Consider the following 16,211-nt stretch of genomic DNA (forward strand, 5'->3'; position numbering starts at 1 on the left):
TGCGACCTCATTTTTCCTGCGGCGTCGGGTTCGGGCTGTTGGTCGGCTGGACGCTGTTGTCGACCGTGACCGGCGTGCCGTTCTTCAGCTTGTTCTGTCCGCTGCTCACCACCACCTGGCCGGCCTCCAGGCCCTTGACGATGGCGATCTGGTCGCCGCGCGTCGGGCCGGTCTCGACGAAGACCTGCTGCGCGACGAGCTGCTGTCCGCTCGGCGCATTGGCGTTGGCCGCTGCGGCCGGCGCGGCCGGTGCGGCGCCCGATGCCGAGGCGGCGGGCGCGGCCGCGGCCTTGAAGGCATCGGCCGTCTTCACGACGAACACCGTCGAGCCGTAGGGGTTGTAGGTGACGGCGGTGGACGGCAGTGTGAGCTGCTCGCGCGCGCCGCCGATGTCGATCTTCACGGTGGCGAACATGCCCGGCAGCAGTTGCTGCTTCGGGTTCGAGACGGTGGCCTGCACCTGCACGTTGCGCGTGGTGGCATCCACCTTGGGGCTGATCGCGTTGATCTTGCCGCTGAAGGCCTGGCCGGTGAAGGCATCGACCCCGAGGTTCACCATCTGGCCGACAGCGAGGCCAGCGAGCTGCTGCTGCGGCAGCGTGAAGTCGACGTAGATCGGGTCCAGCGTCTGCAAGGTGACCAGCTTGTCGCCCGCGTTCACGTACTGGCCCGGGTTCAGCGTGGTGATGCCCAGGCGGCCCGCGAACGGCGCGCGGATCGACTTCTTCGCCACCACGGCGGCCTGCTGCTCGACCTGCGCGCGCTTGGCCTTGAGGTCGTTGGTGTCGGCATCGATCTGCGCCTGGCTCACGGCCTGCACCGCGAGCTGCGCCTGGTCGCGCTTGAGCACGGTGGCGGCCTGCGCGGCAGCGGCTTCGGCGGCATGCAGCAGCGCGATGTCGGAGTCGGCGTTGAGCTCGACCAGCAGCGCACCGGCCTTCACGTCCTGCCCGGACTTGAAGTGCACCTGGCGCACCAGCCCGGCCACCTCGGTGCTGAGGTCCGCGCCGCGCACCGGGTTCAGCGTGCCGACCGCGGAGAACTGCGATTGCCACTGCAGCTTCTGCACCTCGACCGTCGACACGGTCTGCGGGCCCGGCTTGGGCACGGCGGCAATCAACGCGCGGATCTGCAGGAACTTGCCGAGCGCCAGGGCGGCGACCAGCAGCAGCACGCAGCCGATCATGATGATCATTCTCCGGGTCATGGGTAGGCTTCTCTTCGAGTTATGGATGAGGGGGTGAGGTGCCGCGGCAGGATGACGTCGTGCCGCGGCGGGGTTCAGTTCTGCGCCGGCGCCGCTGCGGGCGTGGCGTCGGCGGCCGGGGCGATGGTGGCGTCGGCGAGTTCGCCGCGGTTCCACCAGCCGCCGCCCAGCGCCTGGAACAGGGCCGCCGTGTCGGCATAGCGCGCGGCCTGGGCCTGCACCAGCGCGGTGTGCGTCTGCAGCCAGGCCTGCTGCGCGGTCAGCAATTGCACGTAGCTGACGGCGCCGGCGCGGAACTGCGTCGTCGTCAGGTCGAGCGACTGCCGCGCGAGCGACTCGGCCGTGGCCTGGGTCTGCAGCGCGGTGGCGTCGATCTCGAGCGCGCGCAGGGCATCGGCCACGTTCTGGAAGGCACCGAGCACGGTGTCGCGGTACTGCCCCGCCGCCGCGTCGTAGGCCGCGACCGCCGCGCGCTTCTGCGCGCGCAGCGAGCCGCCGTCGAAGATCGGCTGCGCGAGCGCCGCGCCCACGCTCCAGAAGTCGCTGGCCGAGCGGAACAGCTCGCGCGTGCGCGTGGCGCTGCTGCCGTAGCTGCCGGTCAGGTTGAACTTCGGATAGAGGTTGGCGGTGGCCACGCCGATCTCGGCGCTGGCCGCGTGCAGCCGGGCCTCGCTGGCGCGCACGTCGGGCCGCTGGCGCGCGAGCTCGGAGGGCAGCGACAGCGGCAGCTCGGCGGGCAGGCTCAGGCTCGCGAGATCGAATTCGGGCAGGCCGGCCTCGCTCGGCAGCCGGCCCGCGTAGACCGCGAGCTGGTGGCGCGTCTGCGCGAGCGACTTCTCGATCGCCGGCACGGTGGCCAGCGTCTGCGCGACCTGGGTGCGCTGCTGCAGCACGGTCGACTTGGGGATCGCGCCGGTGTCGAACTGCTTTTCGATCACGTCGAGCTGCTGCTGCTGTGCCTTCAGCACCTCGCGCGTGGCCTGCAGCTGCGCGCGCAGCGCGGCCTCGCGGATCGCGGTGGTCACGAGGTTGCCGGTCAGCGTCAGGTAGACCGCCTCGACCTGGTAGCGCTGCGCCTCGAGCGTGGCCTGCGCGCCCTCGAGCGCGCGGCGGTTGCCGCCGAAGACGTCGAGCGCATAGCTGACGTTGACCTGCGCGTTGTAGAGCGTGAGCAGCTGGCCGCCCGGCACCTGGGTCGAGACCTGCGAGGCGCGCTGGCGCGTGCCGCCCAGCGTGCCGTTGACCTGCGGCCACAGCAGGCTGCCCGACTGCGCCTCATAGTTGGCCTGCGCCTCGCGCAAGGTGGCCTGGGCCGAGGCCAGCGTGGGGCTCTGCGCGAGCGCGTCGCGGATCAGGCGGTCGAGCGGCTCGGAACGGAACACGGCCCACCACTGCGCGGGGATGTCCTGGCCCGGCAGCAGTTGCTGCGACTGCCCACCCGGAACCGGCGCCTGCGCGGTGCGCGCCGGCACCGGCGAGGGCGTGTAGTCGGCGCCCTGCGCGGCGGCCGGCAGGCCCGGTGTCTTGAAGTCGGGGCCGAGCGTGCAGGCGCTCAGCAGCAAGGCAGCCCCGAGAACGGCGCCCTGGCGGGGCCAGCCTGCGCGCCTTCGCACCGGGTCGGCCTGCCAGCGGCGGGGGGGAGGATCCTGCGGTGCGTTGTTTTCTTGGTTTTGCATTGGGCGAGGGTTGTACACCCGGAACGTCACGAAAAGCTGACCTGAAAAGAAAGAAAGGCCGGCCGGAAACGGGGCGGAACCGGGCCGGATTGTCTGGCCCGGCGTTACGCGAGCATTGCGAACGCTGCCGGCCGTTCCGGTGAAAACCCTAGCTGCGCAGCCGCTCCGGATTTCGTACTCTGTATACAGAGTTCAGAAAAACGGAGTCCTTCCATGCCCGCCCAACTCGTCAGCATCGAGGTCGCGCCCGACCTCGTCGACCAGGTGTACCGCGCACTGCTCGGCGCGATCAGCAGCGGCGAGCTCGCGCCCGGCGAGCGGCTCACGCAGGAGGACATCGCGCAGCGGCTTTCGGTGTCGCGCCAACCGGTGCTGCAGGCGCTGCGGCTGCTCAAGAAGGACGGCTTCGTGCACGACGCGCCGGGCCGCGGCGTGCTGGTGGCGCCGCTCGACGCCGACTGGATGCGCAAGGTCTACCAGGTGCGCGGCGCGCTCGACGTGCTGGCCGCGCGGCTCGCGGCGGCCGAGCGCTTTCGCATCGATCCCAAGCTGATGGAGCGCGGACGCCGCGCCGCGCGCGGGCGCAACGTCGAGGCCATGATCGATGCCGACATGGCCTTCCACCAGGCCATCTACGCGGCCTCGGGCAACCCGCTGATCGCGCAGAGCGCCGACCAGCACTGGCGCCACCTGCGCCGCGCGATGGGCGCGGTGCTGCAGGCCGAGCCGCAGCGCGAGTCGCTGTGGGACGAACACGAGGCCATCGCGGCCGCCATCGCCGCGGGCGACGCCGAGCAGGCCGCGCGCCTGAGCGAGGAGCACGTGGCGCAGGCCAGCGAGGCGCTGGGCCGGCGCCTGGCCGCGCAGCTCGCGCGCGCAGCCTCGCCCGCATCGGCCCCCTCTTCCCCTTCCCACCCCCGCACGACCCAAGGAGACACCGCATGAAGCTGACCCCCGAGCAACGCGCGCAGTTCGAGCGCGACGGCTACCTGTTCTTTCCCGGCCATTTCTCCCCCGAGGAGACCCGCGTGCTGACCGACGCGGTGCCCGAGCTCTACGGCCGCCGCGAGGCCTTCAACGTGCGCGAGAAGGGATCGGACGCGGTGCGCACGAACTTCGCGGCCCACCTCTACAGCGAGCCCTTCGCGAAGCTCGCGCGCCATCCGCGCATGGTGGGCCCGGTGCGCGACCTCTTCGAGGAGGAGGTCTACATGCACCAGTTCAAGATCAACGGCAAGATGGCCTTCGAAGGCGACGTCTGGCAATGGCACCAGGACTACGGCACCTGGCTCAACGACGACCTGATGCCGACCGAGCGCGCGATGAACGTCGCGCGATCTTTCTCGACGACGTGAACGAGCACAACGGCCCGCTGATGTTCATCCCGGGCAGCCACCGCAAGGGCGTGGTCGATGCGAAGCACGACCTCACGACCACCAGCTACCCGCTGTGGACGGTCGACAACGCGCTGATCCGCCAGCTCGTGGATCGCGCCGGCGGCAAGGACGGCGGCATCGTCTCGCCCAAGGGCCCGGCCGGCTCGATGATCCTGTTCCACAGCTGCCTGGTGCATGCCTCGGGCAGCAACCTGTCGCCGTTCAACCGCGTGGCGGTCTACCTGAGCCTGTGCGCGGTCAGCAACCACATCCGTCGCCACAAGCGTCCCGAGTACATCGCGCACCGCGACTTCGCGCCGATAGCGATGCTGCCCGACGACTGCCTGCTCCAGCCCTACCCGGTCGACCTGCCGTGGAAGAACGGCCTGCCCGAGAGCGCGCTGCGCACCTCGACCGAGACGCTCGAAGCCGTTGCCTGAGCCCCCGAAGAAGAACCACCGAGACCAAGCCCCTTCCATGAGCCTCCACCAGAAACTCCAGCAGCGCGCCGCCGAAGGCCGCCCGATCCGCATCGGCCTGATCGGCGCCGGCAAGTTCGGTTCGATGTACCTCGCGCAGATCCCGCGCACGCCGGGCGTGCAGCTGGTCGCGATCGCCGACCTCTCGCCCGCGGCCGCGCGCGCCAACCTCGAGCGCGTGGGCTGGGAGGCCGCGCGCGCCAACGCAACGTCGGTGCAGGAGGCGCTGAAGTCCGGCGCCACCTGGATCACCGAGGACTGGCAGGCCGTGACGCGCGAGCCTTCGATCGACATCGTGGTCGAGTGCACCGGCAACCCCGTGGCCGCGGTCGACCACTGCCTCGATGCCTTCGCGCACGGCAAGCACGTGGTCAACGTGACGGTCGAGGCCGATGCCTTCTGCGGCCCGCTGCTGGCGCGCCGCGCGCAGCAGGCCGGCGTGGTCTATTCGCTGGCCTTCGGCGACCAGCCCGCGCTGATCTGCGACCTGGTGGACTGGGCCCGCACCTGCGGCTTTCCGGTGGTGGCGGCCGGGCGCGGCCACAAGTGGCTGCCGCATTTCAGCGAATCCACGCCCGAGACCGTGTGGGGCAACTACGGCCTCACGCCCGAGCAGGCGCAGCGCGGCGGGCTCAACCCGAAGATGTTCAACAGCTTCCTCGACGGTTCCAAGCCCTCGATCGAGAGCTCGGCGGTGGCCAATGCCACCGGGCTGGGCGTGCCCTCCGACGGCCTGCTCTATCCGCCGGCCAGCGTGGAGGACATCCCGTTCGTGACCCGCCCGCGCGACGAGGGCGGCGTGCTCGAGCGCAAGGGCATGGTCGAGGTGGTCTCCTCGCTCGAGGCCGACGGCCGCAGGATCCCCTACGACATCCGCATGGGCGTGTGGGTCACGGTCGAGGCCGAGACCGACTACATCAAGAACTGCTTCGAGGAATACAACGCCCACACCGACCCGAGCGGGCGCTACTTCACGCTCTACAAGCGCTGGCACCTGATCGGGCTCGAGGTCGGCCTGTCGGTCGCGAGCGTGGCGCTGCGCGGCGAACCCACGGGCGTGGCCACCTGCTGGAACGCCGACGTGGTCGCCACCGCCAAGCGCGACCTCGCGCCCGGCGAGCTGCTCGACGGCGAAGGCGGCTACACGGTCTGGGGCAAGCTGCTGCCGGCCGAGCGCTCGATGCGCATCGGCGGCCTGCCGCTGGGGCTGGCGCACGGCATCAAGCTGGTGCGCCCGGTGCGCAAGGGCCAGAGCCTGACCTGGGCCGACGTGGCGATGGACACCGGCACCCACGCCTTCAAGCTGCGCAGCGAACTCGAGGCGATGTTCGCACCGAAGGAACAGGCCCGGGCGGCCTGAACCCGAGCGACGCGGCTCAGGCCGCGTCCGCCACCGGCAGGCAGACCTTGTGCCACGGCACGAGCCTGCCGAGCGCGCCGAAGCGCAGCAGCAACAGCAACTTCGCGTCGAAGATCGATTCGGCCGGCCGCATCGCGCCCGGGCTGAAGGTACGGGCGACCGGCATTGCGCTGCCGGCCGGGTCGTAAAAGAATATGCAACTCGCTGTCGAAATGCCGGTTGGCCGGCCGTCATTGGTGTGAGCGATCTTGCTCGGTCCGCTTTTCATGACGGAGTTGCACCATGCAGTACATGCTTTTGTTCTATCAGACGCCTGCCGAATTCGAGCAGCGCGACGATGCGTCCGCCCAGGCCCGGCGCGCGAGCTGGGTGGCCTACGCCGACGCGGTGCGCCAGTCGGGCCTCGCGCTCGGCGGCCACGGCCTGATGCCGCCGATGACCGGCACCACCCTGCGCATACGCGGCGACAAGCGCCAGGTGCAGGACGGCCCCTTCGCCGACACCAAGGAGCAGCTCGGCGGCTACTTCGTGATCGACGTGCCCGACCTCGACGCCGCGCTCGAATGGGCCGCGCGCGCGCCCTGCGCCGCCACCGGCGGCGTGGAAGTCCGTCCGGCCTTCACCGCCAGCGCCCAGGGCGGTTGAGGCCGCCGAGGCACGCGCCATGAACGACACGGCCGCCCGCGAGGCTGCCGAGCGAGCGGCCCGCCAGTCCTATGGCCGGCTGCTCGCGATCCTCTCGGCACGCACGCACGACATCGCCGGCTCCGAGGACGCGCTGGCCGATGCCTTCGCGCGCGCGCTCGAGCGCTGGCCGGCCGACGGCGTGCCCGAACGGCCCGACGCCTGGCTGCTGAGCGTCGCGCGCAACCGCCGGCTCGATGCCTGGCGCCACACCCGCGTGCAGGACGACGCCACCCAGACCCTGCTGCTGCTCGCCGGCGAGATGGACACCGCCGAGGCCGAGGGCCATGCCGTGCCCGACGACCGGCTGCGCCTGTTCTTCGTCTGCGCCCATCCGGCCATCGACGCCACCGCGCGCACGCCGCTGATGCTGCAGACCGTGCTGGGCCTCGATGCCGCGCGCATGGCCGGCGCCTTCCTCACCTCGCCCGCCACCTTGAGCCAGCGGCTGGTGCGCGCCAAGACGCGCATCCGCAGCGCCCGCGTGCCCTTCGAATACCCGCAGCAGCGCGAGCTGCCGCAGCGGCTGCAGGACGTGCTCGACGGCATCTATGCCGCCTACGGCACCGGCTGGGACGACGTCGACGGCGCCGATGCGCGGCCCGACGGCCTGACCACCGAGGCCATCGACCTCGGCCGCATCCTCTGCGCGCTGATGCCCGAGGAGCCCGAGCCGCTGGGCCTGCTCGCGCTGATGCTGTTCTGCGAGAGCCGCGCCGAGGCGCGCCGCAGCGACACCGGCGCCTATGTGCCGCTCGACCAGCAGGACACCGCGCGCTGGGACCCCGACCTGCTCGCCGAGGCCGAGGCCTGCCTGCGCCGCGCCTCGGCCATGCAGCGCCTGGGCGCCTACCAGCTCGAGGCCGCGATCCAGTCGGCGCACTGCGAGCGCCGCGTCGGCGCGCCGGTGCCGCCCGAGGCGCTGGTGTCGCTCTACGAGGGCCTGCTCGCGCTGCGGCCGAGCATCGGCGCGCAGGTGAGCCTGGCCTGCGCGCTCGCCAACGCACGCGGACCCGACGCGGGCCTGCGCACGCTCGATGCCATCCCCGCCGAGGACGTCGCGAACTACCAGCCCTTCTGGGCCGCGCGCGCGCACCTGCTGGCGGCCGGCGGCGCGCGTGCCGCGGCGCGCCAGGCCTACGAGCGCGCGATCGGCCTCGCGAGCAGCGCGGCGGTGCGCACCTACCTCGGGGCGATGATGCTGCGCCTGTGAGGCGCGGCGCGCTCAGCCCGCGTCGGGCCGGGCATTGAAGGTACGCGGGAACAGCGCCGCCTGCGAGCGGTCGCGCAGCCGGTAGCTCATCGCCGGGCGCCCCGGCCCGCCCGCGAGCATGCCGGCCTCCTCCATGAAGCCGCCGTCGAGCATGCGCTTGCGGAACGCGCTCTTGTCGACCGGACGCCCGAGCACCACCTCGTAGGTGTGCTGCAGCGCCGGCAGCGTGAACGGCTCCTCGAGCAGGAAGGCCGGCAGCGAGGTGTATTCGACCTTGCTGCGCAGCCGCGCCACCGCCGCCGCGAGCAGCTCGCCATGGTCGAAGGCCAGCCGCTTGCGCAGCGCCGCCTCGACCTCGAACCACGCCACCTCGGCCGCGTTGGCGCCGCCGCGCAGCTGCATCGCCTGCGCCGGGATCAGCGCATAGAAGCAATGCGTGGCCGACCAGCCGCGCGGATCGCGCTTCGCCCCACCCCAGCTGCCGAGCTGCTCGAGGTAGGGCGTGACCACGCCGGTCTTCTCGCGCAGCTTGCGCAGCGCACAGTCGAGCAGCGTGGCGTCCTCATCGACATTCACGAAGCCGCCCGGCAGCGCCCAACGTCCCGGATAGGGCTCGGCGCTGTCGGCGGGGCGGCGCACCAGCAGGACTTGCAGCGCGTCGTCGAGCACGGTGAACATCGCCACGTCGACGGTGACGAGGGGGCGGGGAAAGTCGAGCGACGGAAAGGTCGATGCGGAGGCGTTCACGAAGGACTTGACGAGCATTCGATTAGTTGTACTATACAACCCTTGTTAGTTGTACAGAGCAACTAACAATCAAGACCAACAGAACAACAAGAAGGAAAGACATGAACAGGGCACAACGCGCCAAGCTCGCGCACGAAACACTGGAGATCCTCGAACACGGCGCCTACGCCACCGCGGAAGGCCGCACGATCGGCCTCGAGAAGGAGATCGCCGCCTGCCTCGCGCAAACGCGCTACTTCGACGAGGCGCAGGCCGGCGAGCTCGTGCGACAGGTCGAACACTCGGCCACCGGGCCGCACCGCGCCACCATCGAGGTCGTCAACGAGACCACCCTGGCCGGCATCTCGCGCCTCTCGGCCACGGGCCGCCATCGCATCGCCGCACTGAACTTCGCCTCCGCGCGCCATCCCGGCGGCGGCTTTCTCGGCGGGAGCCTCGCGCAAGAGGAGTCGCTGGCCACCAGCTCGGCGCTGTACGCATCGCTGCTGCGCGCACCGCAGTTCCACGAGACGCATCGGGCGGCGCCTTCGCTGCTCTATTCGCACGCGATGGTCGTCTCGCCCGACTGCCCCGTCTTCCGCCACGACGACGCGAGCCTGATGGAGCGACCCGAGGCCGCCACCTTCATCACCTGCGCCGCGCCGAACGCGGGTGCGATCGCGCGCAACCAGCCCGACGCGCTGCCGCAGATTCCGCAGGTGCTCCAGGCGCGCGTGGCGTGCGTGCTGGCGCTCGCCGCCCGGCAGGCGTGCGATGCGCTGGTGCTCGGTGCCTGGGGCTGCGGCGTCTTCCGCAACGATCCGCGGGTCGTCGCGCAGGCGTTCCGTCATCACCTGGGCGCCGACAGCCCGTGGGCGATGCGCTTCGAGCGGATCGTCTTCGCGGTGCTCGATACCTCGGCGCAGCAGGAGACCTTCACGGCGTTCCAGGACATCCTGGCCGCCTGATTCGCGCCCATGCCGGCGCTTCGATGAAAAGAAACACCATGACCCCCTCTCTTTCGACCCACACCCGCACCGCCCTGATCGAGCGCATCGCCCAAGGCTTCGAACCCCGCTACCTGCTGTTCTGGGGCCACCAGCCCGAGAAGGACGGCAGCGCCGGCAAGGGCTGCTTCAGCCAATGGTTCGAGGCGCCGTTCGAGATCGAGGGCGTGCGCTACGCGACGGCCGAGCACTTCATGATGGCCGGCAAGGCGCGGCTGTTCGGCGACACCGAGGTCCTGGGCCAGGTGCTCGCCGCGCGCACGCCGGCCGAGGCCAAGAAGCTGGGCCGCGCGGTGCGCGGTTTCGACGACACGGCCTGGAAGCACGCGGCCTTCGACCTGGTCGTGCAGGGCAACCTCGCGAAGTTCTCGCAGCACGTGGCGATGGGCGAATTCCTGCTGCGCACCGGCGAGCAGGTGCTGGTGGAGGCCAGCCCCTACGACGCGGTCTGGGGCATCGGCATGGCCGCGAGCCATGCCGACGCGCGCGAGCCGGCGCGCTGGCGCGGCCAGAACCTGCTGGGCTTCGCGCTGATGGCCGTGCGCGACCGGCTGCGGGCAGGCTGAGGCCATGGCCGTCTCGTCCGAAGACCGCTTCCGCGGCGCCCTGCTCGGCCTGGCCTGCGGCGATGCCGTGGGCACGCGCGTGGAATTCAGCCCGCGCGGCAGCTTCGTGCCCGTCACCGGCATGCAGGGCGGCGGGCCCTTCGGCCTCGCGCCCGGCGAATGGACCGACGACACCTCGATGGCGCTGTGCCTCGCGGCCAGCCTGGTCCATTGCCGCGGCTTCGATGCCGTCGACCAGATGAACCGCTACTGCAACTGGCGCAGCGTGGGCTACATGAGCAGCAACGGACGCTGCTTCGACATCGGCATCACGGTGTCGAACGCGCTGTCGCGCTACCTCGCGAACGGCGATCCCTTCGCGGGCGATCCAGACCCACGCACCGCCGGCAACGGTGCGCTGATGCGGCTCGCGCCGGTCGCGATGTTCGGCGTGGCCGATACGCCCGCACTGCTGCGGCTTGCCGCCGACAGCACGCGCACCACGCACGGCGCGGCCGAAGCCATCGCCTGCTCGCGCCTGTTCGCGCTGCAGCTGCAGGCCGCGCTGCGCGGCGAGGACAAGGCGTCGATCCTCGCGCCGCGCGACCTCGGCGAAGCACCGAGCCCCGGCGTGGCCGCGCTCGCGGCCGGCCGCTGGCGCGACAAGCCGCGCGATGCGATCAAGGGCTCGGGCTATTGCGTGGAATCGCTCGAGGCGGCGCTGTGGTGCTTCGCGCAGGCCGACTCCTTCGAGGAAGCGATCCTCGCGGCCGCCAACCTCGGCGACGACGCCGACACCACGGCCGCCATCTGCGGCCAGCTCGCGGGCGCCTTCCACGGCGTGGCGGGCATTCCGACACCATGGCTGGCCACGCTCGCGATGCGCGACGAGATCGACGCGATGGCGCGCGCGCTGTTCGCGCTCGCCCATCCGGCCTGATCCCTTCGCTACTGTGCGTACGACAGCGGCAGCGCGGTCGTGAACTTGATCTCCTCCATCGCGAAGCTGGAACTGACGTCGAACAGCTCGGTATCGGCGATCAGCCGCTTGTAGACCTTGTCGTAGGCCGCGATGTCGGGCACCACCACGCGCAGCAGGTAGTCGATCTCGCCGCTCATGCGATAGAACTCGACGATCTCGGGGATCACGTCGACCACGGCCTTGAAGCGATCGAACCAGGCCTGCGTATGGGTGCTGGTGCGCACGGCGACGAACACCGTCACGCCGACGTTGACCTTCTGCGGATCGACCAGCATCACGTTGCGCGTGATCACGCCGGCCTCCTTGAGCCGCTGGATGCGGCGCCAGCACGGCGTCTGCGACAGGCCGACCTCGCTCGCCAGCTCGGCGATCTGGCGCCCGGCGTCGAGCTGCAGCAGCTCGAGAATCTTCCTGTCTATGGCGTCCAATTTTATCTTTGCCATGAAAAATAGAATCTGATTCTCAAAACCCAGGAAAATCGAGTCTACAACGCAAGCCTTTTCCTGTCGCGGCTTCGCAGAATCGAGGCATGGACATCTACCTCGACGCCAACGCCACCACCCCCGTTCTGCCCCAGGCCCGCGACGCCGCGCTGGCCGCCATGGCCGGCGATTTCGGCAACCCCAGCAGCATCCACAACACCGGCCTCAAGGCCCGGGCGCTGATGGACGCGGTGCGTGAGCGCGCCCGCCGCGCGATCGGCGCGCCCAAGGGGCGGCTGCTGTTCCTCAGCGGCGCGACCGAGGGCATCCAGACCGCCGTGCTGTCGGCCCTGAACGCGCTGCGCGCGCGGCGCCAGGCCGGCGAGAGCGTGCCCGAGCTGCTGCTCTACGGCGCCACCGAGCACAAGGCCGTGCCCGAGGCGCTGCGCCACTGGAACGCGCTGCTGGGCCTCGACCTCGAGGTGCTGGCGATTCCCGTGGGCCGCAACGGCCGCCACGACCTCGACTGGCTGCGCGCGCACGCGCCGCGCGCCGGCATGGTCTGCACCATGGCCGCCAACAACGAGACCGGCGTGGTCAGCGACCTCGACGGCATCGCGGCCGCGCTGGTCTGCAGCCCGGCGCTGTGGATGGTCGACAGCGTGCAGGCGCTCGGCAAGCTGCCGCTGCGCCTGGGCGAGCGGACTATCGACTACGCGCCCTTCTCGGGCCACAAGCTCTATGCGCCCAAGGGCATCGGCCTGCTCTACGTGCGCGAGGGCGCGCCCTTCACGCCGCTGATGGCCGGCGGCGGCCAGGAGGATTCGCTGCGCTCGGGCACCGAGAACATGTCGGGCATCGCCGCACTCGGCGCGGTGCTGGGCGCACTCGAGGAGGGCTTCACCTTCCGCCGCGCCGATGCGCTCGCGGCCTGCCGCGATCGCCTGGCCACCGCGCTGGCCGAGGCCTTCCCGGGCCTGGTCTTCAATGCGCCGAGCGCGCTGTGCCTGCCGACCACGCTGAACTTCTCGGTGCCGGGCCTGAGCTCCAAGCTGCTGCTGGACCTGTTCGACGCGGCCGACATGCGCGTGAGCGGCGGCTCGGCCTGCGGCGCGGCGAAGGCCCGGCCCAGCGACGTGCTCGAGGCGATGGGGCTGCCCGCCTGGCAGACCGCGTCGGCGGTGCGGCTGTCCTTCGGCCCGGCCAGCGACGATGCCTTCATCGACGAGGCCTGCGCGCGCATCCGCGCCTGCGGCGAGTCGCTGCGCCAGAGCTGCCTGGGCCCGGTGCCGCAGAACGAGGCGCAGCCACCCGAGCGCCTGACCCGCTTCGTGGTGGACGGCGCCTGCTGCTACCTGCTGGCCGATGCCGAGAGCCGGCGCTGCGTGGTCATCGATCCGCTGCCCGAACTGAATGCGCAGCTGACCCAATGGCTGGGCTGCCACGGCTACACGCTGGCGGCCGTGCTCGACACCCACAGCCATGGCGACCATGCCTCCTCGGGGCCCGAACTGCGCGCCGCCGTGCCGGCGCAGCAGCTGGCACCGGGCGCGGTGGACGCGCTCGGCTGGCCCGAAGGCGCGACGCAGATCGCGCTCGGCGCGCTGCGCCTCACGCGGCTGGCCGTGCCGGGCCACACCGCCGACTCCACCGTCTACCTGCTGCGCGACGCCAAGGGGCTGCGCCTGGCCTTCGTCGGCGACACCGTGATGCCCGGCGCGCTGGGCCGCAGCGATTTCGCGCAGAGCCGGCCGCTGGCCTTCGGCCCGTCGCTGCTGAAGCTGCAGCGCGCCCTCAAGCCCGATACGCTGCTGCTGCCGGGCCACGACTACGACGACCGCTTCGCGAGCACGCTGGTCACCGAGCGCATGGCCCAGCCGCTGCTCGACGACGTGCTCGACGGCCACCTCGACGCGGAGGGCTTCGCGAGCGCGAAGGCGGCGCTCGAGCGCGACCTCGGGCTCACCGAGTACCGGACCATGGCCTGCGGCGCGCGGGTCGACCGCTGCGCCGGCAGCGGCACGCCCGAGCTGTCGCCCGAGGCCTCGGCCGCGCTGCTGCGCAAGCATCCGGGCCTGCTGCTGGTCGACGTGCGCGAGCCCTACGAGCAGCGGCTCGGCCAGCCCGGCGTGCTCGACGCCGCACGGCGCCAGGCCGTGCCGCTCTCGCGGCTGCTCAACGCCCTGCCCGACTGGCTGGCGCTGCCGAACGAAACACCGATCCTGTTCTTCTGCCGCAGCGGCAACCGCAGCGCGCAGGCGGCACGCGCGCTGCGCCGTCTCGGCCATGCGCAGGCCTGGAGCCTCGCGGGCGGTCTCGCGCTGTGGCCGCGCCATGCCGCGGACGAAATGCGCACCTTGCACGACGCAGTGCATTGATGCGCACGCGGTCCGGGAACCTTCGCCGCGCGCCCGAACCGCATCCACGCTCACAACGATGTCAGGGACCGTCTCGATGAACCTCCGCCGCCGCCTTCTGCTCGCCACCTGCACCTGGGGCGCCACCGCCACCATCGGCCATGCCCAGACGCGGCGCGACGATGTCGTGGGCCGCTTCAAGAAGATCGAGGGTTTCGACTTCGACAAGCTGCCGCTCCAGGACGCGATCACGCTGGTGCATGGCAACGGCAAGCGCCGCATCGCGGTCTTCTCCGATCCGCGCTGCGGCCACTGCCAGCGCGTCGACAAGGACCTGAAGGCGATCGGCAACGTCACCGTCCATGTCTTCCTCTATCCGGTGCTCGGCGAGGAATCGGTGGCCAAGGCGCGCAACATCCTGTGCAGCGCCCGACCGGCCATGAACTGGGAGCAATGGATCGAGAAGGGCATCGACCCCGGCGCGCCCGCGGGTCGCTGCGATGCCCCGGCGCTGCAGCGCAACGCGGCGCTGGGCAAGCGCTACGACGTGAGCGGCACGCCCACGCTGATCTTCGGCGACGGCACGCGCGTGCCGGGCGCGATACGGGCGGCGTGGATCGAGCAGTTGCTCGACGCCGCCGACCGACGTCAGCCCACCAGCTAGTCCACCAGCGCGCCTTCGCGCACCCTGCGCCCGACGACCTGCGCGCCGCCCTGCGACAGCGTCACGCCCACCACCTGCCCGCCCTCGCGCTGGAACACGACCTGCGCGCCGATCTCGCCCACCGTGAAGCGGTCGGTGCCGATCGGCTTGAGCGGGTTGTAGCCGCGGCCGCTCTCGCGCACCAGCAAGCGGCCGCCGCGCACGGTGAAGTCGAGCGACTTGGATTTCGTGACGCGGTACTCGCCGCGGTACTCGGCCAGCCGGTCGGCATCGACCGGCACCTCGACCGTGGGCACCGGATAGCGGCTCTTGCCGATCGCCAGCATCACGCGCTGCAGCGGCGCGCGCGTGTTGCTGCTCAGGAGGATCATGGCCTCGCCGGTGTCGGGCGCGAGCAGCCACAGGGTGCGGTAGCCCTCGGTGACGCCCGCGTGGTAGTAGGTGCGACGAGCGCCCTCGGCGCCGCGCACCATCACCGCATAGCCGATCTCGGCGCCCTCGTAATTGGCCAGCGGCGTGAGCAGCCGCACCGCGGCCGGCCCGAAAGGACCGCTGGCGCCGGCGAGGATGGCGCGGCTGAAGACCATCATGTCGGCCGCGGTGGAACGCAGCGCGGCGATCGGCGCATAGGCTTTCATGTCGAGCAGCGACTGGCGCCGGTCGCCCGCGAAGGCCGGCGCCATGCGCGAGGCCTTGTCGCCGAGCAGGATCACGGTGTCGTTCATGCCCAGCGGCTCGGTGATGCGCGCGCGCACCAGCTCGCTCCAGGTGGTGTTGTAGCGGTCGGCCACCAGCAGGCCGACCAGCGCCATGCCGTAGTTGCTGTACGCGCCCGCGCAGGGCGGCGCGGCGCCCAGCAGCTTGATGCGCGGCAGCGCGTCGTAGAGCTCCTGGCGTTCGAAGGCGCGCATCTGCGAGGCCAGCGCCGGGCCGCCGGTCACGCCGTCGGCCATCACCGGCATGCAGCCGGTGTGGGTCACCAGCTGCCGCAGCGTGACCGAGGCCACCGCCGGCGACAGCGGCGCCTTGATCTTGCCGGCCATCAGCTGGCCCAGGTTGTCGTCGAGCTTCATGTCGCCGCGCTCCACCGCCTGCGCGAGCAGCAGGCCGGTGAAGACCTTGGTGACCGAGCCGATCTCGAACATCGGCTGCTCGGCGCTCTCGGAAGACAGCGCGCGCGGCGGCGTGGGCGGCTCGGGGTTGTAGGCCGCGCCGTAGCTGGCCTTGCCGCCGCGCAGCAGGCCCACCACCACGGTGCCGCGCTCGGCGTCGAGCGCGGTGCGCGCGATCAGGGCCGGGTCGCTCGCGAGCGAGAGCGCGGCGCCGGGCGGCGACTGCGCGGCGGCGGGGCCGACCAGCAGCAGCGCCAGCGCCGAGGCCATGGACAGCAGCGCCAGGCGCCGGAGCGAGGCTTGGGGGCCGCGGGAGAGAAGCCGCATCGTCGATTCCTCGGGCAGGGACACAGGCCCGGATGGTGCCACGCCGCGAAGGCCTTGCCCCGCCCCGCCACAAT

Annotated in this window: 15 protein-coding genes and 1 pseudogene; 10 read left to right on the plus strand and 6 right to left on the minus strand. The window is 71.4% G+C overall.

What is annotated here, in order from left to right; all coding sequences use genetic code 11:
* Positions 1 to 7: 7 nt before the first annotated feature.
* Positions 8 to 1,207: an efflux RND transporter periplasmic adaptor subunit gene (locus R0232_RS22990; protein ID WP_431509526.1), complete on the minus strand. Its 1,200-nt coding sequence runs from the start codon at positions 1,205 to 1,207 to the stop codon at positions 8 to 10.
* Between the two features lie 74 nt (positions 1,208 to 1,281).
* The gene (locus tag R0232_RS22995; RefSeq protein WP_431509527.1) at positions 1,282 to 2,883 is read right to left on the minus strand and encodes an efflux transporter outer membrane subunit; all 1,602 of its coding nucleotides are present in this window, start codon (positions 2,881 to 2,883) and stop codon (positions 1,282 to 1,284) included.
* A gap of 213 nt (positions 2,884 to 3,096) precedes the next feature.
* On the opposite strand from R0232_RS22995, the gene R0232_RS23000 reads away from it, so the two are divergent.
* The 3 genes and pseudogenes from R0232_RS23000 (at position 3,097) to R0232_RS23010 (ending at position 6,098) form a co-directional block, all read left to right on the plus strand.
* The gene (locus R0232_RS23000; protein WP_208513721.1) at positions 3,097 to 3,828 is read left to right on the plus strand and encodes a GntR family transcriptional regulator; all 732 of its coding nucleotides are present in this window, start codon (positions 3,097 to 3,099) and stop codon (positions 3,826 to 3,828) included.
* Positions 3,825 to 4,699: pseudogene (locus R0232_RS23005) on the plus strand (phytanoyl-CoA dioxygenase family protein). Before R0232_RS23000 ends, R0232_RS23005 begins: the two are co-directional and overlap by 4 nt.
* 37 nt (positions 4,700 to 4,736) lie before the next feature.
* The gene (locus R0232_RS23010; RefSeq protein WP_431509528.1) at positions 4,737 to 6,098 is read left to right on the plus strand and encodes an NAD(P)H-dependent oxidoreductase; all 1,362 of its coding nucleotides are present in this window, start codon (positions 4,737 to 4,739) and stop codon (positions 6,096 to 6,098) included.
* A gap of 16 nt (positions 6,099 to 6,114) precedes the next feature.
* Here the strand turns inward: R0232_RS23010 and R0232_RS23015 are convergent, their stop codons facing one another.
* A complete protein-coding gene (locus R0232_RS23015; RefSeq protein WP_431509529.1) occupies positions 6,115 to 6,366 on the minus strand; it encodes a hypothetical protein in 252 nt (83 codons plus the stop codon).
* A gap of 14 nt (positions 6,367 to 6,380) precedes the next feature.
* Between R0232_RS23015 and R0232_RS23020 the strand changes: the two genes are divergently transcribed.
* Together R0232_RS23020 and R0232_RS23025 are read left to right on the plus strand one after the other, a co-directional pair.
* Positions 6,381 to 6,743 carry a YciI family protein gene (locus R0232_RS23020; protein WP_093354525.1) on the plus strand — a complete coding sequence of 121 codons (363 nt, stop codon included), beginning with the start codon at positions 6,381 to 6,383 and terminating at the stop codon, positions 6,741 to 6,743.
* Positions 6,744 to 6,762: 19 nt separating this feature from the next.
* On the plus strand, positions 6,763 to 7,995 hold the full coding sequence (locus R0232_RS23025) for an RNA polymerase sigma factor (RefSeq protein WP_431509530.1): 1,233 nt from the start codon (positions 6,763 to 6,765) through the stop codon (positions 7,993 to 7,995).
* A 12-nt stretch (positions 7,996 to 8,007) separates the two neighbouring features.
* On the opposite strand, the gene R0232_RS23030 is transcribed toward R0232_RS23025, so the two are convergent.
* Positions 8,008 to 8,760 (minus strand): NUDIX hydrolase, encoded by a 753-nt coding sequence (locus R0232_RS23030; RefSeq protein ID WP_398498758.1) that lies wholly within the window; start codon positions 8,758 to 8,760, stop codon positions 8,008 to 8,010.
* An 83-nt stretch (positions 8,761 to 8,843) separates the two neighbouring features.
* On the opposite strand from R0232_RS23030, the gene R0232_RS23035 reads away from it, so the two are divergent.
* The 3 genes from R0232_RS23035 to R0232_RS23045 are packed head-to-tail and all read left to right on the plus strand — an operon-like array spanning position 8,844 to position 11,213.
* The gene (locus R0232_RS23035) at positions 8,844 to 9,689 is read left to right on the plus strand and encodes a TIGR02452 family protein (protein WP_431509531.1); all 846 of its coding nucleotides are present in this window, start codon (positions 8,844 to 8,846) and stop codon (positions 9,687 to 9,689) included.
* A 38-nt stretch (positions 9,690 to 9,727) separates the two neighbouring features.
* Positions 9,728 to 10,294, plus strand: a complete 567-nt coding sequence (locus tag R0232_RS23040) for an NADAR family protein (RefSeq protein ID WP_431509532.1) — start codon at positions 9,728 to 9,730, stop codon at positions 10,292 to 10,294.
* A gap of 4 nt (positions 10,295 to 10,298) precedes the next feature.
* The gene (locus R0232_RS23045; protein ID WP_431509533.1) at positions 10,299 to 11,213 is read left to right on the plus strand and encodes an ADP-ribosylglycohydrolase family protein; all 915 of its coding nucleotides are present in this window, start codon (positions 10,299 to 10,301) and stop codon (positions 11,211 to 11,213) included.
* A gap of 8 nt (positions 11,214 to 11,221) precedes the next feature.
* Here R0232_RS23045 and R0232_RS23050 read toward each other — a convergent pair whose 3' ends face one another.
* On the minus strand, positions 11,222 to 11,698 hold the full coding sequence (locus tag R0232_RS23050; protein ID WP_203201883.1) for an Lrp/AsnC family transcriptional regulator: 477 nt from the start codon (positions 11,696 to 11,698) through the stop codon (positions 11,222 to 11,224).
* 86 nt (positions 11,699 to 11,784) lie between these two features.
* On the opposite strand from R0232_RS23050, the gene R0232_RS23055 reads away from it, so the two are divergent.
* Positions 11,785 to 14,055: an aminotransferase class V-fold PLP-dependent enzyme gene (locus R0232_RS23055; protein WP_431509534.1), complete on the plus strand. Its 2,271-nt coding sequence runs from the start codon at positions 11,785 to 11,787 to the stop codon at positions 14,053 to 14,055.
* 76 nt (positions 14,056 to 14,131) lie between these two features.
* On the plus strand, positions 14,132 to 14,698 hold the full coding sequence (locus R0232_RS23060; protein ID WP_431509535.1) for a DsbC family protein: 567 nt from the start codon (positions 14,132 to 14,134) through the stop codon (positions 14,696 to 14,698).
* Here the strand turns inward: R0232_RS23060 and R0232_RS23065 are convergent.
* Positions 14,695 to 16,137 (minus strand): serine hydrolase domain-containing protein, encoded by a 1,443-nt coding sequence (locus R0232_RS23065; RefSeq protein WP_431509536.1) that lies wholly within the window; start codon positions 16,135 to 16,137, stop codon positions 14,695 to 14,697. The genes R0232_RS23060 and R0232_RS23065 overlap by 4 nt on opposite strands.
* Positions 16,138 to 16,211: the final 74 nt, after the last annotated feature.

Origin of the sequence: Variovorax sp. DAIF25, assembly GCF_050711835.1 — a bacterium.
Lineage (GTDB): Bacteria > Pseudomonadota > Gammaproteobacteria > Burkholderiales > Burkholderiaceae_C > Variovorax.